The organism is Dermacoccus sp. PAMC28757 (assembly GCF_014302635.1).
Taxonomy (GTDB): domain Bacteria; phylum Actinomycetota; class Actinomycetes; order Actinomycetales; family Dermatophilaceae; genus Dermacoccus; species Dermacoccus abyssi.
Genome location: NZ_CP060292.1, coordinates 696,590 through 721,956 on the forward strand (window position 1 = coordinate 696,590; position 25,367 = coordinate 721,956).

The following is a 25,367-nucleotide window of genomic DNA, read 5'->3' on the forward strand; positions in this document are numbered from 1 at the left end:
TGCTCCGCGGCTAGGAGCTTGCGATGGGCGGTCACCGCGAGGTGGCCGCCCATCACACCTTGGAGGACGTCGATGTCTCATCCCAACGCTGCGCTGACCCCGCGCCACCGTCTGCTCGTTGCCCGTTTGGTCGTCGATGACGGCTGGCCGATCAGTGAGGTCGCCGCCCGATTCCAGGTCTCCTGGCCGACCGTGAAACGCTGGACAGACCGCTACCGCACCGGCCAGTCGATGCAGGACCGCTCCTCGCGCCCACATCGCTCGCCGAACAAGACCAACGCGAAGACCACGAGGCGCTGTATCCAGCTCCGGTTACGCCTTCGCGAAGGCCCTGTGCAGTTGGCCTGCCGGCTGGGGATCGCGCCGTCCACGGTCCACCGGATCCTGGTCGACGCCCACCTGAACCGGCTGTCCCATGTCGACCGGGCCACCGGTGAGCCCATTCGCCGGTATGAGCACGATCATCCCGGGGCGATGCTGCACGTCGACGTGAAGAAGCTCGGCAACATCCCCGACGGCGGCGGCTGGCGCTACGTCGGCCGCCAGCAAGGTGACAAGAACCGCTCAGCCACACCGGGCAAGCCCAGGAACAAGTACCGGGACCCGTTGATGGGCAAGGCGTTCGTCCACACCGTCATCGACGACCACTCCCGCGTCGCCTACGCCGAGATCCACGACGACGAAACCGCCCTCACCGCGACGGCTGTCCTGGTTCGGGCCGTTGAGTGGTTCAACGCCCGTGGCGTGACCATCGAGAGGGTCCTGTCGGACAACGGCGGCGCTTACCGCTCACACCTGTGGCGAGACACCTGCGCCGAGCTCGGAATCACGCACAAGCGCACCAGGCCGTATCGTCCGCAGACCAACGGCAAGATCGAGAGATTCCACCGGACCCTGGCCGACGGCTGGGCCTACGCCCGCTGCTACACCTCCGAAGCCGAACGACGCGGCGAACTCGACGGCTGGCTGCACTACTACAACCACCACCGGCCACACACCGCCTGCGGCAACCAGCCGCCCTTCTCACGATTGACCAACGTGTCCGGTCAGTACAGCTAGCGAGCCCGCCTGAGCAACTGCTTTTCCACACCTACTACAGCCGGTTCAAAGACGACCCGGACGTGGTCGCGCTCGTGCCACAGGTTTACCTCCACTATGACCCGCACCACCAGACAACTCGGCGCGCAACGTCGCAGGGGGCGCCTCTGGCGCGGCAGCGGATGGACTTTCTGATGCTCTTCAGCGACCGAAAGCGTGTTGTGATTGAGGTCGACGGGAAGCATCACTACTCCGTCGGCACAACCGCCAGCCCCCGGCTCTACTCTGAGATGGCCGCCGAGGACCGACGACTCAAACTTGCGGGGTACCACGTGTTCCGGTTCGGCGGCTATGAGCTTTCTCAGCCGGGGGCTGCGTCGATGCTCGCTGGATTCTTCGATGAGATCTACTCGCGGATGAGCTAACCGGAGGATTGCGGGCGGGTAGGTGAGTGACACTGCCACCACCCATCGGTGCAGAAGTCCCGGGTTCCCAGGTGGCGTCGTAGGTACTTGCCGGTGTGAGTGTCTGTGGCGATGAGGTCCGTGACGTTGCCGGCGAACTGCACGAGGCCGCCGTTGTGACGGGCGTCGGGCCCGATGTCGATGACGTGGTCGGCGGCCGCGATGACGTCGAGGCCGTGCTCGATGAGGATCAGGGTGCGGCCCTCGTCGACGAGGCGGTGAAGCAGCTTGAGGAGTCGGCCGGGGCCCCGGCTCAGCGACATGCTCGGTGACAACGATCTGCCCGTCTCCAACCGCGTAGGCCAGAGCTTCGCCCACACCGGCGACCCCCGGGGTTCTGCACCCGCGTAGTCGAGAGCATCATCGGCGACCTCGAACGGCGACTCGCCGACAATCGCTGACCGGCCAGCTCACGTCCGCCCCCGGTTGTTCTCTAGGCGCAGGGGCCGTCCGCTTCCAATAAATACGGAATTCCTCCATGAAAAATTTGCTACGGCAAATATTTACGCCGAATGTTTGCTGGGGGAAACTTTCGTCTCGCGAGGGCCCGCAGGCCGCGCGGGCTCACTTTTTAGAGGCTGGCATTTGAGATAGTTTCGTCTGTGCGAAAGGTGGTGGTGGTTTAACTGACTCACTGACGGGCGGCTCTGGAGCCCGAGATCCCCAGGCATGCGAAAAGCCGGGCTGGAACCCGGCTTAAGCATGGGACAAGCACTGTTAGCGCAGTGCTCAGAACTTGTGACGCAAACCCCAAGGAGGTTTTGCTATGCCAGCATGCCCAAATGGTCCTGCATATGTCAACATCCCGATGCCTGACCGGCCCAGAAAAAGGTCCGGTGAGACAGCTCGGTGGTCCTTTGCTCTGGGCAGGGGAGAGCATCCTGTGGAGTGGGATTGGCTGCAGGGCCCGCCGAATGTGTTCGGCCTTGGCAGTGTTCGACGCCCGCAGTCGCACTCGCGTGCTCGGCATGTGCCGGTTCGGGCCTATTCGGTCACCACAGGTACACACTTGGAGGTGGAGTCCGGGCTTGAGCACGACCTCGTACGGGTCCTTGACCGTAGATCGGAGGTCACGTGGTTGGTCGCCCAGCCATGCCGGATCCTTTTTCCTCTTGACGTGGGCAGGCGAACACACGTTCCTGATTTGCTCAGTCTCTCGACGGGCGGGCGGGTCACGTTATGGGATGTGCGGCCTAACGCACGCGCCGACGAATTGTTCTGGCGTCAGGTGGCGATGACACAGCGGGCATGTGCCGACGTTGGTTGGGGTCACGAGGTCTTCCACGGTCTCGATGAGGTCGAGCGCCTTAATCTCCTGTGGCTTCAAGGGTTTCGTCACGAGATGCCCTGGCACGAGCGGCATGTAGAGCGCCTCACGGAAAGCGTGCGCTCCGGCGAGACAACGATCCAGGACCTCATTGACCTTGACGACGGAAGTGGCGAGGTGATTGCCACGATGTGGCACCTGATGTGGTGTGGCCAGTTGAAGGTCGTGACGAGGACCCGCCTGACGGAGACGTCCCCAGTGAGCGTAGGTGGAGCGGATGCATAAGGCACGCGGACGGGTCCGACTGGTCGCCGGCCAGAGCCGAGTGCTGACCGACAACGAGATCTACCTTGTGCAGCAGCTCTTGCCGTCCGGGGTCGTGCTGGCGCCTGCGCATGGCGGCGGCACCGTTACAAAGCGCTTCGACGAGCTCAGCACCGTCCAGGACGCCACCGACGGCCGGACGGACGCAATCTTCGGAGCGTTGAGTCCGCGTTGGGAATCGCTGAGCGCCAGCGCGCAGCGGACGGCCACCGGCCGCCTCGAAGTGGTCTTGGAGATCCTCACGGGGTATCGCTACGGATTTGCGGCCCTCGCGTGTTCGGGCGAACCGCGAGAGGCGTTTTCACCGACACGAACACTCACCCAACGAGCCACGTCCATGGCGCACCAGCTCCGCCTCGAGAAGGACCTCGATCGCGACCATGTCATCCGAGTGGCCAGAGGTGAGCTTCTTGACCGTTCACCGGGAGTGACGACGCTACTCAACTGGGTGCGCGCCTACCGCGCTGAGGGCCTGTGGGGCCTCGTTGACTCGCGCGCCACGCGCGTTTCAGCAGGGGACGCCGCGCTGCCTGACCTGTTCAAAGAGCTGGCCAACGCGGAGTTTCGTCTCCTCGACGGTGACATCTCCACTGTGAACGTTCGCACGATGGAGGAGCGCATCCAGCGCCGCGCTCAAGCCCAGGGCAAGACGTTGGATTACCCGCAACGACGCGGGAAGAAATACCTATCCGCCTTGATGAGTGAACGAGGGCGGGGAACCCGCGCTCAACGGTCACGGTCGATGCGCGACACCGCCGGGTATCAGCACTACCCGGCTATGCGCCCAGGCCAAGTCGTCGCTATTGACGCCACTCGCGCCGACGTTCTGGTGTGGGACGACCTGCACGAACGCTCCTTTTCCGTCGAGATCCTGACGGCCCTCGATGTCGCGACCCGGTGCGTCCTGGGCCTGCGTGTAGTGCCTAAGTCCGCATCCGCCATAGACGCCAGCCTTCTGCTCTACGACGTCATGAGGCCCTTTCAACTCCACGTGGACGGTTCCACGATCACCGACTGGCGATGGGCAGGTATTCCCGAGGCGGTTGACTTCAACTGCGAGGGGCTACATGAGGCCCCCCTCGATGGCACTCACTCCATTCCGTCGGTACACCCTGACGCCATCCGCTGCGATCACGGCACGATCTTTGTCGGGGAGCACTTCACGCGTCTGCTCAACGACCTGGGCATTGACCTCATGCTCTCGCGCGGCACGAGACCAACGGACAACACCCACGTCGAGCGTTGGCACGAGACCCTCCAGCGTGCCTTGCAAGACCTGCCCGGCTACAAGGGGCGTAGCCCCTTCGAGCGAGGCCGCCTCGTCGGCCGAAGTGACAATGAGCGGGGCCAAAAACTTTTGACTGCAACGGAACTGGAGAGATTCCTGCGTGCGTGGGTGGCCTTGGACTACCACCGGACTCCACATTCGGGCCTCGTCATCAGCGGGGCTACAAATGCTCGCCACACCCCGCTGAGCATGTTCGACGCCCTGACGTCGATCACCGGCCGCCTTGACGTGGCACAGTCACCCGACCTCGTCTACCAATTCCTCCCTATCCGATGGGCGACCATTCGCCATGACGGCGTGCGCATCGCGAACCTGACCTACGACGACGCCGTCCTCAACGAATTCCGACACCTTCAACCGGGCGCCTTCCGGAACGAAGATCGGGCTGCACCCTTCTTCGTAGATCCCCGTGACCTCTCACGTGTGTGGTTCCGACACCCGGCCACCGGGCAGGTTCACCCCATCAACTGGCGAGGTGCGTGGCGTCTGAATGCGCCATTGACGCAAACCGTCCTCCAACGTGTGCGCGAGCAGGTGCGAGCGCGGGGCGGAAACGCTGCTCTAGGCCGACGGGGGGCCACAGATGAGATCATTCGCAGCCTCAACAGCCTCATGGCAGCCCAGGCTTCCGTGGCCGACAAGGCAATGTGGTCGGCAGCTCGCGTGCGAGTCGATGCGTCCCAGCGCGACCATCTCGAAGCACAACTCGCCTTGTACAGCCGTGAACGCGTCACCGCCCAAATGCCCGAATCACCGCCTCCTGCGAGTGAGTCAGTGACCGTGGTGGAGCAGCCCGCACCTGAGGAAAGCCCCATCGCCATCCGCAGCGAAAACAATGACGCTGGATCAGCTGTGCTCGCGACCGCGTGGGCTCAGCTCAACGGCTTATCTGCAGCCGCCCCTGGTCCGGATGAGTCTTCCGACCAAGCGGCCGGTTGGTGACGCGGCATGGACAGACATCAATTTCACGAACAGGCCCTGGCGACAGCGCAGAGCCCGCCACGCCTCGCCGCTGGAGCGTTGACCAGCATGAGCGATACAGAACTGAGAGAGCACATCCACAAGGTGAGTCAGTGGCTCGGTACGCACTACTTCGTGACTCCCTCAGCCCGTGCTCTGAGCCCACGGCTCGACATGACCATCGCGTTCAACGAGACGTCCCTGCCGGGCGCGAAAACGATCACGGCGATCAGCGGCGCCAACGGCGTCGGCAAATCAACGTTTGCCCACTCGTGGGCCCACGCGTACCACCGCCGGAAAGTTGCTGGGCTCAAACTGCGAAACGGTTTTCCGCAGCTGGACGTGCGCGGTGGCATGGCGGACGCGGTGCCTGTCGTCTGGCTCAACCTGCAGGCACAAGCCAAGATCGCCGAACTCGATGTGCAGATCCTCAACTACCTAGGACGCGGACTGTCGGGCACGATTCGCGACATGACGCTACGCGCGGTGCGTGCCCTCGAGGATCACCGCGTCAGCGTGCTCGTGATCGACGACGTGCACCTGCTGAAGCTGTCCAAGTCATCGGGACGAGACGTGCTCGACCATCTCAAGCACCTCAACACCGAGCTCGGTGAGGTCGGAGGATCGATGGTTCTGATCGGCGCCAATCTCGAAAGCACGGACTTGGTCTACGACCCGCAGATCACAGCACGTCTCCAACTCCACAACCTACAGCCGCTCGGTGCAACCACTGCTCAAGGGCGTTCTCGGTGGAAGGACACAGTTGCCGACATGGAAGCGGACCTGCTCCCGCTCCTACCTCACGCGAAAGCAGGCCAACTGACACAGAATGCGGGCGCGCTGCACGATCTCACTGGCGGCTACGTGGGAGAACTGGCGACCATGCTCAAACAGGCCACAGTGGCGGCACTCCTCAGCCGGACAGGCCTGATCGATCTCGACCTCCTCCGTCAGCTACCCGTCTCCTACCGCGCTGAACGGGCGACGACATGACGCGCAAGACCCGCGTGACCACCGCTGCCGAGGGACCCCCTCACCTGGCGGTCTGGGAACAGTGGGACGGCGAGGAACCGCTACGGGCCTTCGCCTCGCGTGTCGCCGCGTCGAACGACCTCACGATCGCGCAATTGGTCGGAGCAACATACACACCACACCAGTGGCGAATCGGGCACCCACCGATCCTCCGAGGGTTGGGACGCCACGGCCTCCTCGACCCCGTCTCGGCCGGTACAACAATGCCGTATCGGTTCCCTAGAGGGATCCAGAAAGCGTGGCTGTCAGGTTTCATCGACCCCAGACAGGTCGGTCACGCCATGGTGATCGATCTGCTCCGTCCCCATGACGAGCAACACCTCCTCATCGACTCCCTCATACGAGCCCAGCGGGTCGGCCCGCGCATGGCTTTGATTGAAGAAGTCGCCGCGGCGTTCATTCCGCGCGCCACCCTCGACTGGCCGCCCCTGGCCAGCTTCAAACATCCGTTACAGTCACGCGCCCTCGATGATCCTTCACGGATGCGGCCCATGCAGTCCTGGACTCCCACCGTGCGCGCGTACGCCCTGGCAGCACTGTGGGAGCACACGCACATGGAAGAGGTCACCCGTGTCATCCCAGTGAGCCGTAATCGCCGCAAGATTGGCTACCTCCGTTACTTCCCGCGTATCGCGCGAGACCTGCGAACGGCCGCGCGGTGGCTCACAGCGGCGAGCGACCTGCGCGAAATCAACCCGGCGCTCTCCACGAGCCTCGAGCAAGCTGGCTTGGCCTGCCTCGACCACCATCCGCCCCCTATCGAGGAACCCATTGCACGCCAGATCGAGGAAGAAGGACTCCTGTCCCTACACGTGCTACGCACCCACAGCCCGCAAGTCGTTGAACTCGCCAGCGCTGCGAGTATTGCGACGCGATCTCTGCGAACATCCGCGGGGCACCTGACTGCATCGATGACACGCCCAGCGCTCATGAACGCCCTCAGTGAACTCGGACCGCACCCGCTCAAGGCACCGTGGGAACCACGCCCTTTCGAACCCCCTGAGCCGCCCCCGCATGTCACCGAAGCCGCCAGACTCCTCGCCATACCCGCCGGACTAGCCGTGCTCGAGGCTCTCACCGAGGCAGCGGACGAGCCACCATTACGAGTCGAGGACCTACAGCCATGGTGGGCCGAGATGCGCGCCGCCCCGCGGTGTGCGACCCAGTCGATCGCCCCCTCCACGGCCGCCTCTTCGGCCTTGACTCGCGAACTCATCTGGGTTGACCTCGCCGGAACGCTGCCGAGCCCTCCCCTCACTGAGGCTCTGGCCAAAGCAGCACGTCACACGCTCCCCGAGGCTGCCATGGACTTCAGAGAATGGGCTGAAACCCTCATCGACCATGCCTGGATCGATGATCCCCGCGTCGGATCTGCCACGTCGAGGCGGGCAGCAACCAGCGATCAATGTGACGCCCCATGAGCATCGCCTTACCCGTCTCCCCACAGCCTCGCAAGGGAGAAGCGCTGGACTCCTACCTCGAGCGAGCTCTCAGTCTCAATGGTCACTCGCGCGCGGCGTTTGATCGCTTGATCACCCTTTCGGGAGGCACGGGAGCGTGCCTGCCGTTCATGGTGAACGAGACCACCGCAGGACATCTCGGTGCGCTGACAGGACTGCCTACGGTCGAGATACACCGCATGACGCTGGCCGGCCTCGGCGAGGGCAGGCCCTACACCTGGGCGGGCTTCGACCCCATACGCGCGGCGACCTCGCTACGGGCACTGTCATCACAGGGATGGTTCCCCGCTAAGGGAAGCCAGTACTGCCCTCACTGCCTCGGCGCGGGCCGCGGGTGGCAACTGATCTGGCGATTGCCGTACGCCACTGTCTGTTTGGACCACGAGTCCTACCTGACGCAAGCATGCCCCCGGTGTCGCCGCCCGCCGCGCCTGGTGCGCTCCAGCCCGTTCAAAGGGTTCCCGGACCGCCCCTACCTGTGCGGCAACCCGACGGGAACGCTACAGCCCTGCCCGGGTGACCTTCGCGCGCCACACAGCCCGCCTGCGCCTGCGGATCACTCCAGCGTGCAGAGACGTCTCGAGGCAGCCCTAGCAGGTGCGGCACCCCCCGTGGTCGGTCAACTCTTCACGGCTGAGGAGTACCTCTCTAGCCTGCACTCGCTCGGTGTTCTCATGCTCTACCTGGCGCGGGAAGGACGAAGCCCGCAGCGTGAACCGGTCACTGAGGTCCGGGGCCACGAAGAGTCAGAGATCGTCGACGGTGGACGGTGGTATCTCAAGCCGCCCACGGACCCCGCTGCCCGCGCCGAGGCCGTCAGCGCGGCGGAGGCGATCCTCACCCAAGACACGCTCGATGACGCTGCCCGTCTGCTTGCGGTTCGGCTCGAGGTGGTGCGGGACGTTCACGAAGGACGTCTCCGTTGGGTCCGCGAACACTCTCGCCTCACGCCCCTCGTTGAGGCCATCAGCGTACGAGCCCTACGTGGGCGGCTGTCGCACCAACTCGACGCCGAACGGGTAGGCGAGTACTTACCGCTGCACAGCATTCCTCAGCAGTTGCCCATGGACCTCTACCGGCGCACCCTTGAACCGTTGCTGGCCGTCACCCCACCAGTGGGACGCGTCTTCGGGGCGCTCATGGTGGCCCGCGCTCACCCGCACGTGAACTCTTGGAGCCAGGCAGCCCGCGGGTTGAACCTCCCACCAGAGCATGGCCCACGGACAGCACGAACCGTGCACCAACGCTTGCCCACAACGTCCTGGCGACTGCAGCGCGTGACACACGAGATCAGTGATGCCCTCGATGCCACCGTCGACTGGCGAGCACGTGAAGCCGCTGTACGCGAACTACATGAGGACCCCAAACCCTGGCTAGGGGAGTGGCTCCGTCACAACGTTCCCGGAGCCCGCGAGAGCAGCTTCCCGTACGCAGTCACCTACCGGTGGATCCACGAGGCCGGCGGAATCATGGCTACCTCACCCGCGTGGGCGCATCCGCCGTCAGCAGCCACCAGAGATCACTACCGCAGATTCGAGAAACGAGTGCTGGCGCGGCGCGCGAGTCAACACGTCCTGTTCTGACTCCACTCGTCTCACTCGCCACTGGTCGGCCGGAAGAACTCATCGACCCCGGCCTCAAGGACATCAGCGAGGTCAACGAGCCGCTCGAACATCAGCCCGCGACGTCCGTGCTCTACCTCGATTAGTTGGTTGCGGCTGAGTCCGCTTTCCAGGGCCAGGGCCTCCTGAGTCAAGCCACGGGACAGGCGTAGTCGGCGAATGTTTGACCCGACCACGAGGCGAGTGTGCTGCCAACGGAGCTGGCGAGCTTCATCTGCGAGGTCACGTCGGGCGGGCACCCCTAGATGTCATGTTAGTAAGGCCTCTATGTCTGCCCCACTAATTGGGCATACGCTGGGAGTGTGACATCGCGTGGTGTAGTTCATCGGGGTATTGAGGCGCGTTTTCCGGGCGTGTGCGACCTGTGCGGCGAGCGTTTCCCTGCAGGGAGGCGGATTTATCGGCTGCCTGAGAAGCGCACCGGTAGCCAGGGTGGGTGGGTGTGTGTGCAATGCCGATACCCCAGCCCAGAGCGCACCATCACACAAGAGTTTGTCCTGCGAAAGGCCTCTCATCGGCTGGCGATCGGGAAGCGTTACACGCCGACGCTCGAAGAAGTGACCGTCCTGGTGGCGATGTTGGAAACGCGCCCGCCGACTAACGAAACAGCGACGCTGGTCGAACAGCTGCAATCAGCGTTGCGTGAACGTCGGGCCCCGACCCTAGGGCGTGCCCGTGTGGCTTCGATCCTTCAGGAGCTAACGAGCGCCCAGGCGATAGCTGAAAATTAGGCAATCGTTGAACCATGAACGGGGCAGTACGGCGACCGCGGTCTCACCGTCAAGTCTGCCGACACCTGACCTGCTATGCCCGGGGAGAAGGCGCTGGCACCGTGTCCGCCTTGACTGGGGGCTGTCAGGGAACGACCCCACACCGCCTGCGTTTAAGCGAGTAACGCTGGCTGTGGCCGCTGTCCCCCAGGAGCGACTTCGTTGGAATCACCCTGGGGTCGTTCCATTCTCGGCCTTCGTGCACCGATGAAGCATGCGGATGCGTGGGTGAAGTCTGCAGATTGGGCGAAGAACTTAGCATCGGTTGGTGACCCCGCCGAGGCTGACGACCTCGGCTTATCTCGCCCCCGGTTGCGCGGCCGGTGCTTGATCGCGGGCCATGACATAGGCACTGCGGTTCGAGCATCGGGTGGCCCGGTTGTAGCTCGCGCAGAACTTACTGTGGAGGGACGCATCGAAGCCGAGGAGCTACAGGCGCCTCTAGCACCAGAGTGCGGTGTGGCTGGGTGCCGAGCTCCCACATTAGAGATCGCCCCGTGGCCCAGCTTCAACCCTGACGGTATATGACTGCCGACCGTCGCGTACGGGTGTGCTCCATGCAATGGACGGACGGTGCAGCAACCGCGCGCCGGACGCCGCCGAGCGGGGAGCGTAGATGGCTTGAGCTCGAGTTAGACCGCGGCGAGGCAAGGCGAGCATCGATGCGATGCGCGGTAACGTTCCTGCCAGAACAACAAAGTCGAGTGAGGAACGAGCACGTATGGCCGAGTCGGCAGAGGCATCCAGGACGACCACAGCGAGGATCGTCTGGGACACGGCGGACAAGTACCTGCGCAACATCGTTGACGAGGAGGACTACGGCGACTACATCCTGCCGTTCACCGTGCTCCGCCGGCTGGAGTGCATGCTCGCCGACAGCAAGGACGACGTCATCAAGTACGTCGACGCCTTCGCTGACATGCCGCAGCACCTCATCGACATCGCCGTCAAGGAACGGTTCGGCCTGGGCTTCTACAACGTCTCGCCGCTCGACCTCGCGACGATCGCGTCGGTCGACGACAACGTGGACAAGTCGCTCAAGAGCTACATCGACGGATTCTCGAACAACATCGCCGACATTTGGGTCTCGTTCGACTTCAACCGACGCGCGAGGGTTCTCGCCGACGCCAACCGCTTGCACGCCGTCGTCAAACACTTCTCCACGTTCGACCTCAGCCCGGCCAGCCTCACCGACACGAGCATGGGTGACGTCTTCGAAGACGTCATGTACCGGGCCTTTAACAAGAAGGGCAAGGCGGCGGGCAACTTCTACACCCCGCGCGATGCTATCCGGCTAATGGTCGACGTGCTCATCAGCAACGACGACGACACCATCGCCTCCGACCACGCCGCGCGCTCGGTCTACGACCCGACGGCTGGTTCCGGCGGCATGCTTCTCATCGCCCAGGAGGCGCTGAAGCGGACAAATGAGAAGGTCGATGTCACTCTTTACGGTCAGGAGTTGATGCCGTCAGCCTTCGCGCTCGGCAAGGCTGACCTACTGATCCAGGGAGGCCGCCCCGACGCGATCAAGAAGGGCAACACCCTCGACGAGGACCTCTACGAGGGGCAGACCTTCGACTACGTGCTCTCGAACCCTCCGTTCGGGGTCGACTGGGAGGTCGAGGAGAAGTCGGTGCGCGAGCAGGCGAAGATCCCGGGCTCGCGCTTCAGCCATGGCCTCCCCAGCACCTCAGACGGTCAGATGCTCTTCCTCGCGCACTGCGCGTCGAAGCTCAGCCCAGCGGGTAAGGACGGCCAAGGTGGCCGTGCAGCGGTCGTATCGAACCAGTCGCCGCTGTTCAACAGCGACAACGGACCGAACTCGATCCGCAAGTGGCTCCTCGAGGAGGACCTCATCGACGCCATCATCGCGCTGCCCACGAGTATGTTCTACGGCACCGGCATTGCGACCTACGTCTGGATCATAGACGCGAGCAAGGACGCTGAGCGCAAGGGTAAGATCCAGCTCATCGACGGCACAGGGCAGTGGGAGTCGCTACGGAAGCCGATGGGCGAGAAGCGCCGCAAGGTCGGAAAGGATCACCGAGCCAACCTGCTGGAGGCCTACAAGGCGTTCGAGCACGCGGATCCGACGATCTCGCGGGTAATGACGCCGGAGGACTTCATGTTCCGCGACGTGCCCGTGTACAAGCAGGCGCGGTTCGCGACGCGCTTTAGCGAAGAGGCGGCCGAGGCCGTCCGCGGCCGACGTGACTTCACCGAAGAGCACGAAGCGGTCATGCGCTCTCTGGACGGCGCCGTGTGGAACGACCTCCCGAAAGCGTTCCATCTGGCCGCGAAGGCCGCTGGGCTGAAGGCCCCGTTGGGGATGACCGACGCGGTCATGAAGGCGATGGCAACGCCGGACGACTCAGCGCCTCTGGCCGTGGACCGGAAGGGCAAGCCCGTGATCGTCCCGGGCTGGAAGCTCACGGAGCGAGTTCCACTGAGCGAGGACCTGACCGAACACATGGAGCGCGAGGTGCTGCCATACGCGCCCGGAGCTCAATGGGACGAGAGCAAGGCCAAGTACGGCACCGATATCCCGTTCACACGGATCTTCTATGTGCCGGAAGAGCCCCGAAATCTCGTCGAGATCGACGCGGATGTCAAGAAGCTGATGAGTGAGCTGGCTACGGCGTTCACGGCGGTGAGCGAGGAATGATCGTTGAGACCCGGCCGCTCTGGACCCTCACATCGCTGAACGACGAGTCGTTGCCGGACACCACACCCGGCGGGTACACGTTCGACTACGTCGACATCTCGAACGTGACAGAGGGCCACATCTCTGACGAATTGGAGGCCTATGCCTTCCGCGACGCCCCGTCCAGAGCACGGAGGGTCGCGCGCCCGGACGACGTGATCATCTCGACCGTGCGGACGTATCTCAGGGCGATCGCGCGCGTCGGTGAGACCAACGGACCCACCGTTTACTCGACGGGATTTGCTGTGCTCAGGCCCGATCGAGAACTGGTGGATCCCCGCTACATCTCGTTTGTCCTCTCATCGCGCCACGTCATGGATGAGATCATCGCGACGTCCGTCGGTGTCAGCTATCCGGCGATCCAAGGCAGCGCCCTTCATCGCATGCGGGTGCCGTATTGCTCACGAGAGAAGCAGGCGGCCATCGTTAGCTACCTCGAGCGCGAGACCGCTGAGATGGATTCGGTACTGGCGAAGATGGATCTTCTGGGCGAGGCGCTGCGCGAGCGCGCCCGCAGCGTCCAAACGAGCGTCGTCTTCGGCCTCGCAGCAGGACAGCGCCACAGCGCTGCCGACGCCCACTCGCCACTGTCCGGCATCCCCGAGCATTGGGATCGCACGAAGTTCGGCTACGACTTCACCGAGAGCACAGAGCGAAACGGAGACGACCCGCCGGGGCCGCTGCTCTCTATCTCCGAGTATCGGGGTGTAGAGCTGAACACCCGCACAGATGGGCAGCAGGCATCCCTTGACGTCTCGAAGTACCGGGTGGTGCGGCCCGGCCAGCTCGCGGCCAACATGATGTGGCTCAACCACGGCGGGCTCGGTGTCTCGTCCCTCACCGGGTACATCAGCCCGGACTACAAGGCGTTCTGGATCTCGGACCAATTCGAGCCCCGCTACGTCCACCACCTTTTCCGGAGTTCTCGGTACATTGACTACTTCGCTGCGATCGCCACCGGCGTACGCCCGAATGCCCAGCGCGTGACCAAGACGGTGCTGGACGCGACCCCGGTGCCACTGCCGCCCCTTGACGAGCAGATAAGGATCGCCGACGAGCTCGACGAGGCGACCGCGCGCGTCAACGCCATGCTAGCGAAGGTCGCCGACCTCAAGTCCCTGCTCCTCGAGCGCCGTGCGGCGCTCATCACAGACGTCGTCACCGGCAAGAAGGAAGTCGCATGAGCCACGCGCAGCTGATGGAACGAGAGTTCGAGGAGAACCTCTGCTCCGAGCTGGCCGAGCGCGGCTGGCTGTACGAGGGCGACGGAAAGCCGACCGGCTGGGACGTCGGCCTGGCGATGATGCCTGCCGACGTGCTGCACTGGCTGGCCACGCAGTACCCGGACGAATACGAAAAGGCCGTCCCCGAGGACCTAGTCGGCGAGCAGAAGGCAGACGCCGAGCGAAAACTCCTCGAGCACATCACTGAGGAGCTCGCCAAGGCGACGCGGATGGACCCGACTACCGGTCACCCCGTTGGCGGCTTGCTCGGTGTGCTGCGCAGGGGCTTCTCATACGCGCAGATTGGCCGTCCGGCCGCAAGGTTCGGTCCGATGATGGCCTTCCCGCCGGCAAACCCGAACCTGACCGAGGTCGTCGAGGCGGCTGCGTCGGCGCGGCTCAGGGTTCTGCGTCAGGTGCGCTTCGACACGAAGACGAACGAGAGCATCGATGTTGTGCTCCTGGCCAACGGGTTGCCGGTGGTGACGATGGAGCTCAAGACAGACAACACGCAGACCGTGAACCACGCGATCCGTCAGTACAAGGAGGACCGCAAGCCGCGCAGGAGCCGGCCTCTTCTTGCTCCGGGTCGGGCGTTGGTTCATTTCGCGGTGTCTAACGATCTCGTCTACATGACGACCAAGCTCCAGGGCGGGGACACGGTCTTCCTGCCGTTCAACCAGGGCGACGATGGACACGAGGGGAATCCGCCGTCGAAGACTGGCTCGTCGACGAACTACTTGTGGCGCGAGATCCTGGCTCGCCCAAGCTTTATGCGCATTCTCAAGGACTTCGCGCTCTTCGAGCCGGACAAGTCCGGGAAGCTGGGCGACGGCCGACTGGTCTTCCCGCGCTTCCATCAGCTGCGGGCCGTCGAGCGCGTGATCGCCGACATCGAGGCGAACGGGCCCGGCAAGCGGTACCTGGTCTGGCACTCCGCTGGCTCCGGCAAGACGAAGACGATCGCCTGGCTCAGCCATCGCTTGATCCGGCACATGAGCGCCGACTCGAAGTCGACGTTCGACTCAGTCATCGTCGTTACCGACCGCACGGTCCTGGACGAGAACATTCGCGACGATATGAACCTGGTGCAGTCGAGCAGGGGCCTCGTTGTGGCCGTGGGCGAGAAGTCGGGCGCGAAGTCGCCGCAGCTGATGAAGGCGCTCGTCGAAGGCGACCACATCATCACCTGCACCTTGCAGACCTTCCCCGAGGTCATGAAACTCATCGAGGACACCGAGGAGCTGCGGGGCCGGCGTTGGGCCGTGGTCGCTGACGAGGCCCATTCGTCGCAGTCTGGATCCGCGGCCAAGCAGCTCAAGGAACTGCTCGTCGATGTCGATGTCGACCCCGGCGAGGAGATCAGCGCCGATGACCTTCTAGTCGCCAAAGACTCGGCCATCGCAGCGTCGGCCAACATCACCTTCGTCGCCCTCACCGCTACGCCGAAAGCGAAGACCCTGCGCCTATTCGGCACGCAGGTCGGGGACCGGTGGGAGGCGTTCGATACGTACACGATGGCGCAGGCGATCGAGGAAGGCTTCATCCTCGACGTCCTCACCAACTACTCGACGTACGACATGTTTCTCCGCGTCAAGAGCACGCTCGAGAGGGAGGAGTCCGAACGCGAGATCCACGTCAACACGGCTGAAGCCGTCTCAAGCATCGTCCGCTACGCCCGCCTCCACCCCACCGCAATCGCGCAGAAGGTCCGGGTCGTCGTCGAGCACTTCAGACGGAACGTGCAGCCGCTCCTCGACGGCCAAGCACGCGCCATGGTGGTTACAAGCTCGCGCAGTGAGGCTTACGACTGGTCGCGCAAGATGGACGCCTACATCGCAGAGAAGGGCTACGACCTCCATACGCTCGCGGCGTTCTCGGGCTCGCTTACGGGGGAGGACGGGGAGAGCGTCACCGAGGTGTCAGTGAACGGTGTGACCGATGTCGGCACGGCTTTCCGCGGGGAGGGCGTCTACCGTGTCCTCATCGTCGCGAACAAGTTCCAGACCGGCTTCGACGAGCCGCGTCTGATGGCGATGTACGTCGACAAGAAGCTCTCAGGGGTTGCCACCGTCCAGACACTATCCCGGCTGAATCGGATCTACCCGGGTAAGACCGCTCCGATGGTCGTTGACTTCCGTAACACTCCCGCGAGCGTCCAGAAAGACTTCGGACTCTACTACTCCGACGCATACGTTGAAGGGGACGTCGACCCCAACGCCCTGATCACGGTGGGGGAGCGGCTTGATACCGCTGGGCTCTACACCAGCGAGGAGATGGACGCCGTCGCAGACGCCTTCCTTCAGAACGCGGGGGGCGAGGCGATCGCCAAGGCGCTGTCGCCCATTAAGAACCGCTGGAGCAGGCAGTTGCGTGAGGCCGTGCTGTCGAAGGACAAAAAGGCGAAGGAAGAACTTGAGTTATTCCGCGCCGATGTGCTGAAGTACCGCAGAGCTTGGCAGTTTCTCAGCCAAATCGTCGACTACCACGACCCAGAAATCCACCGTCGAGCTATCCTAGCGACGCTGCTCGGTCGCAACCTCCACATCGACGGCGGCGACCGTGACGACAGCCTTCTCGAAGGCGTACAGCTTTCGGGTGTGAAACTCGTCCCGTCTGCGATCGAGGAGAACCATTCGCTCAGTCCTGGCGACGACGAGAAGATCGAGATCCCCAGCCTCGGCGGTCGGCGAGAGACCATCGCCTGGTTGAAACGCGGTGGCAAGGACACGGTTCAAGTAAGCTCCCTCGACGAGGTCATCGCGAAGGTCAACGAGATCTTTATGGCGAGAAAAGCTGACGTTAGCCCTGAGGGCGTTTCCGGTTTTATTACTACGTTGTGGGGCTTTCTCGGTGCTGACGAAGAGGCTGTCGCGATGGCGAAAAACAATTCGGTCGCCCAGCTTAGAGCTTCTCAGGGCTTCAGCGATGCTGTGGGCCTAGCGGTGCTGAGGACGGTGAACGAATCCAGGGAGATCCAGACGTATGTGTCCGACCCCACATTTATTCACACCATCACCGAAATCGCGGCTGACGCAATCCACGCAGAGTATCGCAGGCCTATTAGTGCCGTGGCTAATAATGTGAAATCTGCGGAAAGTCAGGCGGCATGCATGGCTCTCGGAGCGTTGGCCGACCTCACCGAGGGGTGGGTCGATGGTGACACGGGAGAGCCGGTTGCCACAACGGCACTCCTTCGCGCTGTTGAAGTTATTGATGTGATGGAACACTTCGAAAGCATGGCGACAGCCGTTTTTGCAACGGAGCAAGGGGGCGTGTGTTTCTATTGGCCCGAAGCCGTGAACCAGTTGACAATTGAAGTTGATCCTTCAGGGTCGCTCTACATTCATTCCGCTGATGTACAGGGGGGTACGTTCAAAGATGAAACCGTGCCCGAGGGTGCTCATCTAAAGAAACGACTTGCGGCCTGGCTAGTTGAAGAGGGGGCCCACCATGAGTGAAGCGAGTGGATCGAGGCGCGAGCGGCTGGCGGAGGGTCATATCGAGCTCTTGCGCGTTATTAGCAATGGCTGGGTCGATGTGCACGGTGTAGTGAGTCCGGCCGCGTTTAATCTCAGTGCGGCCGATCGTAACGACCTCAATCGCCTGTCCATTGCGCGTGAGGTTGCGGTGACGCCAGAGCAGGTGTACGCAGATCGCGCCGCACAAATAGAAGCTCGGTGTAAAGCCAATGGAAAGAAATTCACTCCGCCAGCTGGCGTTATGGTCGTAACGGTGGGGGATGTTGAGTCCGCACAAATCGATACTGCTCAAAGTTGTAGAACCCCTCTTACCGCCTGGGATGACTCAATGAACAGTAATCGCTCCAGATATCATGGGCACATCGACTTCAACGAGGTGCCCGCGGACGACAGAGGCCTCTGCCTGTTCGCCGCGAAGGCGCTGCTGAGTGCAGCAAAGGTCCGAGGCTGGAAGTTCCTCCCTGCGCAGGGTGCGGAATAGACGTGGTCGATTGATGTAATGCGTTCCTCGTTCTGCCGAGGCCTGCGGCCCTAACGCGGCCTGGGAAGTGGCCGACCTGTGTGGACGACACGCTTGAGCTGCGCCTAATGATGAGTATGCGGAACTGCGGTGGAAGGGTTCTTCGCGGGAACGGGCGAGGTTTACGCTGTGGGCCATCGAGGTCGCGGCAAGCCTCTCCACGTTCGGGGGTCGGCCTGGCGGCAACGCGCGACTGGCCAGTCAGATCGCGTCAACAGGCCCTGTCAGAGGCCGCGTTCGTCGTCGGGTTCGCGGAGTTGAGTGGCTCTTCACAGATGAGGGTGTAGTCGGCGCTGGCGCGTCGGTCCGGAGGTAGGTGTCGAGGTCTTCCGAAGATGGAGGTTCCTACACGCAGCCATCCGAAAGACCTCGACGTTGCCTGACGCTACCTTCACGTGCCCTGACCTGACCACCTTCACGCGCGTTGACGACCTTGGCCTGGAGATCACCGGGCAACTTCTCGAGCCGGATCGTGCGGTGCTGGCCTGCCGGGTCGTCGAACCGGACGACTGGTGCCGCCGGTGTGGCTGCCGAGGGGTATCCCGGGACACCGTGACCCGGGAGCTGGCGCACGAGCCGTTCGGGTGGCGCCCCACGACCTTGCTGGTCACCGTGCGCCGGTACCGGTGTGCCGAGTGCGCTCACGTGTGGCGTCAGGACACCACCGCCGCGGCCGAGCCGCGGGCGAAGATCTCCCGCGCCGGGCTGCGTTGGGGCCTGGTCGCGATCGTGGTCCAGCACCTGTCCATGGCCCGCGTCGCCGAAGGACTCGCGGTGTCGTGGAATACCGCCAACGACGCTGTTCTGGCCGAAGGTCAACGCCTGCTGATCGATAACCCGTCCCGCTTGGACGGCGTCCGCGTGGTCGGGGTCGACGAGCATGTCTGGCGGCACACGAGGAAGGGCGACAAGTACGTCACTGTGATCATCGACCTCACCCCGGTGCGCGACGGCACCGGCCCCTCCCGCCTGCTGGCGATGCTCGATGGCCGTTCGAAGAAGGCGTTCCAGGACTGGCTCGCCGAGCGGGACCAAGCCTGGCGGAGGGGTATCGAGGTCGTCGCGATGGATGGCTTCTTCGGGTTCAAGACCGCCACCACCGAAGAGCTGCCGGACGCCGTCTGCGTGATGGACCCCTTCCACGTGGTCCGCCTGGCCGGCGACGCCCTCGACGATTGCCGCCGCCGGGTCCAGCAAGAGCTCCACGGACACCGCGGACGCAAGGGCGACCCGCTCTACACCGCGCGGCGGACTCTGCACACCGGTGCCGACCTGGTCACCGGCCGCCAACACGAGCGCCTCGAGTCGCTCTTCGCCGACGAACGCCACATCCAGGTCGAGTGCACCTGGGGGATCTATCAGCGCATGATCTCCGCCTACCGTCACCACGACCGGAGCGTCGGCCGCGTCGAGATGAGCTCCGTGATCGACGCCCTCGCCGATGGTGTGCCCACGGCGTTGGTCGAGCTGCGCAAGCTGGGCCGCACCCTGGCCAGACGCGTCTGTGACGTCCTGGCCTACTTCGACCGGCCGCGCACCAGCAACGGACCCACCGAAGCCGTGAACGGACGCCTTGAGCACCTACGCGGGCTCGCCCTCGGCTTCCGCAACCTCACCCACTACATCGCCCGAGCACTCCTGGAAGCCGGGGGATTCAGACCCCAACTACACCCTCATCTGTGAAGAGCCAGTTGAGTTTAGGCTCGGTACGAGGGTTCTGTCTGGAGTTTGACCTTTGATTCCGCTCGATGCCGGTGCACTGCGGCCAGCATGCCGCATCTGAATCGAGACGAGCGGCCCTCTGGCGGTGGCACGGCGCCAGGACAGGATCGGCATCGACCTCGAGACCTCTTGCCGGAGCCGTCGACAGATGCCGCAGTCGTGTCCATATGGCTTATGGGGTGCGCAGGGGAAGGATTGCCGCTTCTACCGATCCCGGACGTTTTGGTCCGACGCTATGGTGTGGCTATGCAGGCGGTCAGTGACGACGAGATTCGTCGGTGTGTGGAGCATTTCCTGGGACGCCCGGGCGCGGTGGGGGAGGACGATTACTCCCATGCCCGTGAGCACAGTTTTGACTTCGCCTACAACTACTTCTCGGAGTTCGACCACCCCACCGAGGACATGCAGGCCAGCTGCATGCAGCTGGGCTACTACCTCGCCAGCTGGGGGATGCTGCGTGGCTCGTCCTGGTTGTTCAAGCACACCAATGCCAGCCACTACAAGGGCGCGATCGAAGTCATCGAACAGTACAACCCGCGCATGCGGGGTATCGACGCGAACCGGTGGCATGAGGAAGAGACCCTCTCCCTGCTTCAGGGGTGTTACGCCGATCTGAGTGCCGCGTTGTTGCCGGGGGGCCGTACGGCCACCACGTTGGTCACTAAGGTGATGCTCGGCGTGTGGGCGTGTGTCCCGGCCTACGACACGTACTTCCAGAAGACCTTCCGTCATCTCTTTGCTGAGTCCAAAGACGAAAGCGCGTTCAACACCTTCAGCGCTCGATCACTGGGTCTGCTGTCGGACTTCTACATCGAGCACCAGACTGTCATCGACGAACTCGCCTCGACCACGTACACGTTGGACTTCGACACTCTGAAGCCGACGGGTCGAACGCTGACCCGGGCAAAGATCATAGACATGGTCGGGTTTCAGTACACCCTGTTACCACCCGCGTAATCGGAGAAGGGGCCGAGCGGTTCCCCCGGAGGTGTCGACGCCGCGAGGGGTCCGAGGAGCAGTTCGTCCGCAACGCGACGGTGTGCTGCGCCTGTTCGAGTTGCTTGTGCGCGTTCTCAAGGTGCCCCGGCGCGCAAGTAGGCGTCAGTGGGTCTAGTCGCCTTGTTCGGTGAGCTCCGCGGTGGCGAGGATCGATCCTGCATCGACTCGCCGGCACGGTAGCGGTCGCCCCATCGCTTCACGGCCGGCCAAGAGACCTGGAACCGGGCAGCGTCCTCACTGATTGGCCACCCGTCGTCGACGACAAGACGGGCCACCCTGAGCCGGTAACGAGGGTGAGGGCAGCGGTGGAATGTGACATGGGGGTCCTCGATTATGAAAGGAGCCCACCCCGCCGGGGTGGGCTCCGGGCGGCGCCTGATCGGGGCGGGATGAGGGAGGGGATCTCCGACATTCCAGCAAGTCAATCTTGCAACCGCGTCGAGAGAGTACTTGTGGGGCTTCGCAAAAACTCGCAGTCGGGCCAGTAGACCGTCGTTTACCAAGCGCCAGTACTGCGATGATCAGCGGGTCTACGTGCGTGCGAGGAGGGTCTCAGTCGCTGGCGGGCCCTCCTCGTCGCTCATCGGCGCGGCGTGCTGACTAGGTGACAAGTCGTCCCGAATCCGCCATCGTCAGGGGTGGCGGCCGATGAAGGCCATCAACTGATCAACGGGGTCGGCGCTGTCGGTGGAGACGGGCGCCCCGTACTGCCCAGACTCACGCAGGATGTTCTCGATGGGTCGCATGCCGTCCAGAGCTTCCTGGGCGTAGGCGGGGTCGAGGGTGACGGGGGTGTGGTTCGCTCGGGCGAGGTCCCACGTGTGCATATAGATGTCGGCCGTGTAGATGCGGTCGATGACCAAGGCCAGGGGCTGGCCGTCGAAGGGGCCGTCTTGGACGGGGCGACCACTGAGATCGGGGTCATCGAGAAGGGCTTGGACAGCGGCAGTGCGATGGGCCCATCTCTGGCTGGGGGAGTCCCCCTGGGCGTCGGGGAGATCGACGTCTGCCCAGGCTGACAGGACGGGCGGGAGCCAGTCGAGGAGGTGGTCAACGATGTCTCGTGCGGACCACTCCTTCACAGGGCTGGGCGCGTCCCAGTCGGTGGTCTCGTCCACAACGTGCTGGAAGGTGGCCGCGAAGTCACGGTGGCGGTCAGCTGGAGTGGTCATGTTCGGTGCTCCTATCGGCGGGTGCGGGTATAGCGGGCTTGGATGGCGTCGGTGTCGGTGATGACCGGCGGCCGGGATAAGGCCCACTCGGTCGCGGGAAGCGGCCGGGTGAACAGTTGACGGCCTTCGCCGGCAATGACTGGTGCGAAGGTGATCTCTAGGACATCGATCTCGTCGCCGGCGAGGAGTTCGGTGATCAGCGACGCGCTGCTGAGGACCCTGATGTCACCGGTGCCGTGCTTGCGCAACGTGCGCACCACCTCGACAGGCGCGCTAGCGACCGCGATCGATGACGACCAGGCGAGAGGCCCAGCCTGGTGGGTGAAGACAAGCTTCTCCACGCTGTTGAGCCATCGGGCGAACTCGCGGTCTCGTGGATCGGCGGTGGGGTCAGCGGCTACCGCCGGCCAGTACCCCTGGAAGCCCTCGTAATTCACGCGACCCAAGATGGCCGTGGTGGCCCTGGTCATCATGGACAGGGCGGCGCGGCCCTGTGGACTCGCGCCGTGCGGTGCGATGTGCCGCATGTCGTACGGGCCGTCGGGCCCGCTGATGCGGCCGTCAAGGGTGAGAACGATGTTGGCGATCACCCGCCGAGCCATGATGCCCCTAGTGGTTAACGATTGATACCACTCGACCGTAGCGATAGTAGTATCAATAGGCAACCGGCTTGGAGGTGAGCGGTGACGGCGCAACGTCGTTCAGACTGTCCGATCAACCGGGGGGTAGAACTCCTCGGGGACAACTGGAGCTTGGTGATCATTCGGGACATCGCATTTTGCGACCACCGCAGCTTCCGTGAACTTCTGACAGGGTCGCGGGAAGGTATCAGCCCTCCGATGCTGTCGCGCCGCCTGACCCATCTCGTCGAAGTCGGGCTGCTGACCAAGGAGCCCGCTCCGCGCGGCGTTCAGGGGCGGTACTCCCTCACAGAAGCAGGTATTCAACTGGTCCCACTCCTGTTCGAACTGGCCAGGGTCGGGGGCCTGATCGACCCCACCACGTCCACCACTGAGCCTCGCTTCGACGGTTGGTGCGGGGACCAGGACAAGATCAACGCCTTCATGGACGAGTTGCGACAGGGCCACCTGGACTAAGGTGGGGTGCCGCCCCGACGGGGCGGGAATCCCAGACTGGCCATCGGAGGCAGGCGCAGTGCGCCACTCTTAGGTTGTGGACACGGCCAGTAGGTGGCGTGCCACATCGGGGGCGAGGGTGGCGCTTGGATAACTGACGGCCTGCGGGGCCCCACCTTCCGCACCAGCCTCAAGCAATCATGGGGCTTGCGCGCGCTGCGGCCGCCGTCACCAAGAACCGTCGACGGCAAACCCGGACGCTTGGGCCATAACTGAGCCCGCGTCGAGGGCCACCCGGTCAACAAGGGTACGAGGGCCGCCTGGTTCACGCCGACCTCGTTCGCCACGCGCGCCGGCGACCTTCAATCAGACCGGTGACGATGTCGGCGACAAAGGTCGACATGCGAATGGAGAAGTACAGTGGCGCGCGGCGAGCCATACCCAAAAAGCGGCCCTTGACCGACACGCCCTCCCGTATCAACTAGTCAGTCATGGGATCCGTGAGGCACCGAGTTTCGCAGGCTGCGATGAACGTTGAGAGCTTCTGACCGTGCACGGCCGCGATCTGTTGCAGTTGCTCAAGGGTCGGCTCCAGCTGCCCACCCTCGAACGCGCGCAACTCGTCGGCGCGTATCTCTGCGAGCACCTCGAGCGTTTCGAAGGGCATGCGTGCTCCAACACGTTCGGCGCAGAGTTGAGCGGCGACCGCGGCTGAGAGGGTCATGTCGGCCACGATAGGGCTCATTGTGGGTCGCGCGGGCCAATGCGGCTGATCCGGGCCCGCTCGACGATGAGGTCGACGCCTGGCAGAAGGTAGGCGGCGTGGTCAATAGTCGTTCGAGCCCGAGGTTCTTCAGCGCATCAGCCTTACTGGGATTTTGATTCCAAAATTGAGCTGCAGTGCTCTTATGGGACGTCCTCGGCAGTTCGACGACGAGGTTGTGCTCAACCGTGCCATGGAGACGTTCTGGACGCATGGGTATGCGGCGACTACACCGGCCCAGCTGGCCGAGGCCACGGGCGTCGGGACGAGCAGTCTGTACAACGCGTTTCACAGCAAGAGGGAGCTGTTCGATCTCTGCCTTGACCTGTACCAGACGCAGGTGGACGCGATGGCGCATTCTTTGCTCGAGCAGCCGGGCACGACGCTTGAGTGCATCCGTGCGGCTTTCCGCGCCGTGGTGGACGACGATCTGGCCCAAGGGCAGCGCCGGGGATGTCTGATTGGGAACACGATCGTGGAGTTAGCCGGCGCCGACCCAGATCTGGCCGCACGACTGAAGAAGATGCAGGACGCCTCGATCCAGTGGATCGCGGACCGCATCCGCCGAGGCCAAGTCGAGGGCGATGTCGCCTCGGACAAGGGGCGAGTCGCCTCGGACAAGGACTCGGAGGTGATCGCCGAGCACTTGGCCACGACGCTGGCCGGGTTGCGAGTCATGGGCGTCCTTCATGATCGCGCGACGCTGTACCGCGTCATCGACTCCGCTCTGACGATCCTCGCCTAGTTGTACTGACCGGGGACGTTGATTGAGTCGGGGGCGGGCGGCAGGACTCGGGTCAGTGCGCTGGCATCGCCGTCGATGCGAACACCATTGGTGAGTGCGAGCTCCAGGGGGATGGCTCCTTGCAGGAGCGCGACTAGGACGGGGCCTGGCCCGATGACGCCGACGTTGGGCTTCGTATCGCTTGCGCAGGGCCGAACCGCCACGGTTCCCTTCGCTGCGGTGAGGTCGAAGCCGTCGTCGAGGGTGCCGAAGCGGATGATGGCTGCTGGTTCGCTCGGCCGGTGGTCCTTCAGCAGGAATCGGGCCGGCTGACTGAGCCAGTGCATCTGGAAGATCGCCTCGGGCGGGGCCTGTGGAACCGTGGGTGCGCCCCACTTCAAGAGTTCGCGCAACACTCCGTCCAGGGCCATTCCGCGCTCGGTGAGCCGGTATATCGGGGCGCCCGTTGCGCTCGGGGCCGGTTCGCGTATGACCACCCCGTTCGCCTCAAGGTCGCGCAGGCGCTGCGTGAGAAGGTTCGTCGCGATCCCCGGCAGGCCGCGCTGTATCTCTCCGAAGCGCGATGGCCCCAGGATCAACAGCTCGCGCACGATCAGAAGAGTCCAACGGTCGCCGACCACATCCAGGGCGCGGGCGATCGAGCACAACTGTCCATAGGACCTCACCGAAAAACCCCTTGACTTTCTCAAGTGACTACTTGAAAGTTTCAAGCACATTGTCACACCAAGGGAGA

Annotated in this window: 21 protein-coding genes and 2 pseudogenes; 15 read left to right on the forward strand and 8 right to left on the reverse strand. The window is 63.7% G+C overall.

Translation table 11 applies throughout. From position 1 onward, the window contains the following. Positions 1–72 precede the first annotated feature (72 nt). Together H7F30_RS03365 and H7F30_RS03370 are read left to right on the forward strand one after the other, a co-directional pair. Positions 73–1,059 (forward strand): IS481 family transposase, encoded by a 987-nt coding sequence (locus tag H7F30_RS03365; RefSeq protein WP_187036698.1) that lies wholly within the window; start codon positions 73–75, stop codon positions 1,057–1,059. Positions 1,060–1,232: 173 nt separating this feature from the next. After that, on the forward strand, positions 1,233–1,463 hold the full coding sequence (locus H7F30_RS03370) for a hypothetical protein (RefSeq protein WP_187036700.1): 231 nt from the start codon (positions 1,233–1,235) through the stop codon (positions 1,461–1,463). Here H7F30_RS03370 and H7F30_RS03375 read toward each other — a convergent pair. Beyond that, entirely contained in the window at positions 1,460–1,765 is a 306-nt protein-coding gene (locus H7F30_RS03375) for a hypothetical protein (protein ID WP_187036702.1), read from the reverse strand. The genes H7F30_RS03370 and H7F30_RS03375 overlap by 4 nt on opposite strands. A gap of 545 nt (positions 1,766–2,310) precedes the next feature. On the opposite strand from H7F30_RS03375, the gene H7F30_RS15065 reads away from it, so the two are divergent. From H7F30_RS15065 to H7F30_RS15070, 5 genes and pseudogenes are all read left to right on the forward strand, one after another. Further along, positions 2,311–3,054: a TnsA-like heteromeric transposase endonuclease subunit gene (locus H7F30_RS15065; protein WP_370562911.1), complete on the forward strand. Its 744-nt coding sequence runs from the start codon at positions 2,311–2,313 to the stop codon at positions 3,052–3,054. Then, the gene (locus H7F30_RS03385) at positions 3,047–5,323 is read left to right on the forward strand and encodes a Mu transposase C-terminal domain-containing protein (RefSeq protein WP_187036707.1); all 2,277 of its coding nucleotides are present in this window, start codon (positions 3,047–3,049) and stop codon (positions 5,321–5,323) included. The genes H7F30_RS15065 and H7F30_RS03385 overlap by 8 nt, the downstream gene beginning before the upstream one ends. Before the next feature lie 87 nt (positions 5,324–5,410). Then, positions 5,411–6,334 carry a TniB family NTP-binding protein gene (locus H7F30_RS03390; protein ID WP_187036710.1) on the forward strand — a complete coding sequence of 308 codons (924 nt, stop codon included), beginning with the start codon at positions 5,411–5,413 and terminating at the stop codon, positions 6,332–6,334. Beyond that, positions 6,331–7,794 (forward strand): hypothetical protein, encoded by a 1,464-nt coding sequence (locus H7F30_RS03395; protein WP_187036711.1) that lies wholly within the window; start codon positions 6,331–6,333, stop codon positions 7,792–7,794. Before H7F30_RS03390 ends, H7F30_RS03395 begins: the two co-directional genes overlap by 4 nt. Next, a pseudogene (locus tag H7F30_RS15070) lies at positions 7,791–8,210 on the forward strand (TniQ family protein); the annotation flags it as partial. The gene H7F30_RS03395 and the pseudogene H7F30_RS15070, both read left to right, overlap by 4 nt. Positions 8,211–8,579: 369 nt before the next feature. Here H7F30_RS15070 and H7F30_RS14855 read toward each other — a convergent pair. Both H7F30_RS14855 and H7F30_RS15075 read right to left on the reverse strand, forming a co-directional pair. After that, positions 8,580–8,741, reverse strand: a complete 162-nt coding sequence (locus H7F30_RS14855; protein WP_255464939.1) for a hypothetical protein — start codon at positions 8,739–8,741, stop codon at positions 8,580–8,582. A gap of 686 nt (positions 8,742–9,427) precedes the next feature. Continuing rightward, positions 9,428–9,694 (reverse strand): helix-turn-helix domain-containing protein, encoded by a 267-nt coding sequence (locus tag H7F30_RS15075; RefSeq protein WP_370562914.1) that lies wholly within the window; start codon positions 9,692–9,694, stop codon positions 9,428–9,430. Between the two features lie 1,252 nt (positions 9,695–10,946). Here H7F30_RS15075 and H7F30_RS03410 point away from each other — a divergent pair. The 6 genes from H7F30_RS03410 (at position 10,947) to H7F30_RS03435 (ending at position 20,836) form a co-directional block, all read left to right on the forward strand. Beyond that, a complete protein-coding gene (locus tag H7F30_RS03410; protein WP_187036717.1) occupies positions 10,947–12,893 on the forward strand; it encodes a class I SAM-dependent DNA methyltransferase in 1,947 nt (648 codons plus the stop codon). Further along, on the forward strand, positions 12,890–14,116 hold the full coding sequence (locus tag H7F30_RS14765) for a hypothetical protein (RefSeq protein ID WP_222617841.1): 1,227 nt from the start codon (positions 12,890–12,892) through the stop codon (positions 14,114–14,116). Before H7F30_RS03410 ends, H7F30_RS14765 begins: the two co-directional genes overlap by 4 nt. Beyond that, on the forward strand, positions 14,113–17,616 hold the full coding sequence (locus tag H7F30_RS03420) for a type I restriction endonuclease subunit R (RefSeq protein ID WP_187036719.1): 3,504 nt from the start codon (positions 14,113–14,115) through the stop codon (positions 17,614–17,616). The genes H7F30_RS14765 and H7F30_RS03420 overlap by 4 nt, the downstream gene beginning before the upstream one ends. After that, a complete protein-coding gene (locus H7F30_RS03425; RefSeq protein WP_187036721.1) occupies positions 17,609–18,118 on the forward strand; it encodes an endo-1,4-beta-xylanase in 510 nt (169 codons plus the stop codon). The genes H7F30_RS03420 and H7F30_RS03425 overlap by 8 nt, the downstream gene beginning before the upstream one ends. A 414-nt stretch (positions 18,119–18,532) precedes the next feature. Further along, entirely contained in the window at positions 18,533–19,840 is a 1,308-nt protein-coding gene (locus H7F30_RS03430; protein WP_074045819.1) for an ISL3 family transposase, read from the forward strand. 285 nt (positions 19,841–20,125) lie between these two features. Then, positions 20,126–20,836, forward strand: coding sequence for a hypothetical protein (locus H7F30_RS03435; protein ID WP_187036723.1), 711 nt, complete (start codon positions 20,126–20,128; stop codon positions 20,834–20,836). Positions 20,837–20,988: 152 nt separating this feature from the next. Here the strand turns inward: H7F30_RS03435 and H7F30_RS03440 are convergent. From H7F30_RS03440 to H7F30_RS03450, 3 genes and pseudogenes are all read right to left on the reverse strand, one after another. Then, positions 20,989–21,197: pseudogene (locus H7F30_RS03440) on the reverse strand (leucine zipper domain-containing protein); the annotation flags it as partial. A 313-nt stretch (positions 21,198–21,510) separates the two neighbouring features. Further along, a complete protein-coding gene (locus tag H7F30_RS03445; protein WP_187036725.1) occupies positions 21,511–22,050 on the reverse strand; it encodes a TIGR03086 family protein in 540 nt (179 codons plus the stop codon). A gap of 11 nt (positions 22,051–22,061) precedes the next feature. Continuing rightward, positions 22,062–22,640: a dihydrofolate reductase family protein gene (locus tag H7F30_RS03450; RefSeq protein WP_187036727.1), complete on the reverse strand. Its 579-nt coding sequence runs from the start codon at positions 22,638–22,640 to the stop codon at positions 22,062–22,064. A 93-nt stretch (positions 22,641–22,733) separates the two neighbouring features. Here H7F30_RS03450 and H7F30_RS03455 point away from each other — a divergent pair, with 93 nt between their 5' ends. Further along, complete coding sequence (locus tag H7F30_RS03455; protein ID WP_187036729.1) at positions 22,734–23,147, forward strand: helix-turn-helix domain-containing protein; 414 nt, start codon at positions 22,734–22,736, stop codon at positions 23,145–23,147. Positions 23,148–23,607: 460 nt separating this feature from the next. On the opposite strand, the gene H7F30_RS03460 is transcribed toward H7F30_RS03455, so the two are convergent. Continuing rightward, entirely contained in the window at positions 23,608–23,859 is a 252-nt protein-coding gene (locus H7F30_RS03460; protein ID WP_187036731.1) for a hypothetical protein, read from the reverse strand. Positions 23,860–24,082: 223 nt separating this feature from the next. On the opposite strand from H7F30_RS03460, the gene H7F30_RS03465 reads away from it, so the two are divergent. After that, positions 24,083–24,634 (forward strand): TetR/AcrR family transcriptional regulator, encoded by a 552-nt coding sequence (locus tag H7F30_RS03465; protein ID WP_255464940.1) that lies wholly within the window; start codon positions 24,083–24,085, stop codon positions 24,632–24,634. Here H7F30_RS03465 and H7F30_RS03470 read toward each other — a convergent pair. Then, the gene (locus H7F30_RS03470) at positions 24,631–25,299 is read right to left on the reverse strand and encodes a helix-turn-helix domain-containing protein (RefSeq protein ID WP_255464941.1); all 669 of its coding nucleotides are present in this window, start codon (positions 25,297–25,299) and stop codon (positions 24,631–24,633) included. The two genes, H7F30_RS03465 and H7F30_RS03470, sit on opposite strands and share 4 nt — an antisense overlap. Positions 25,300–25,367 lie beyond the last annotated feature (68 nt).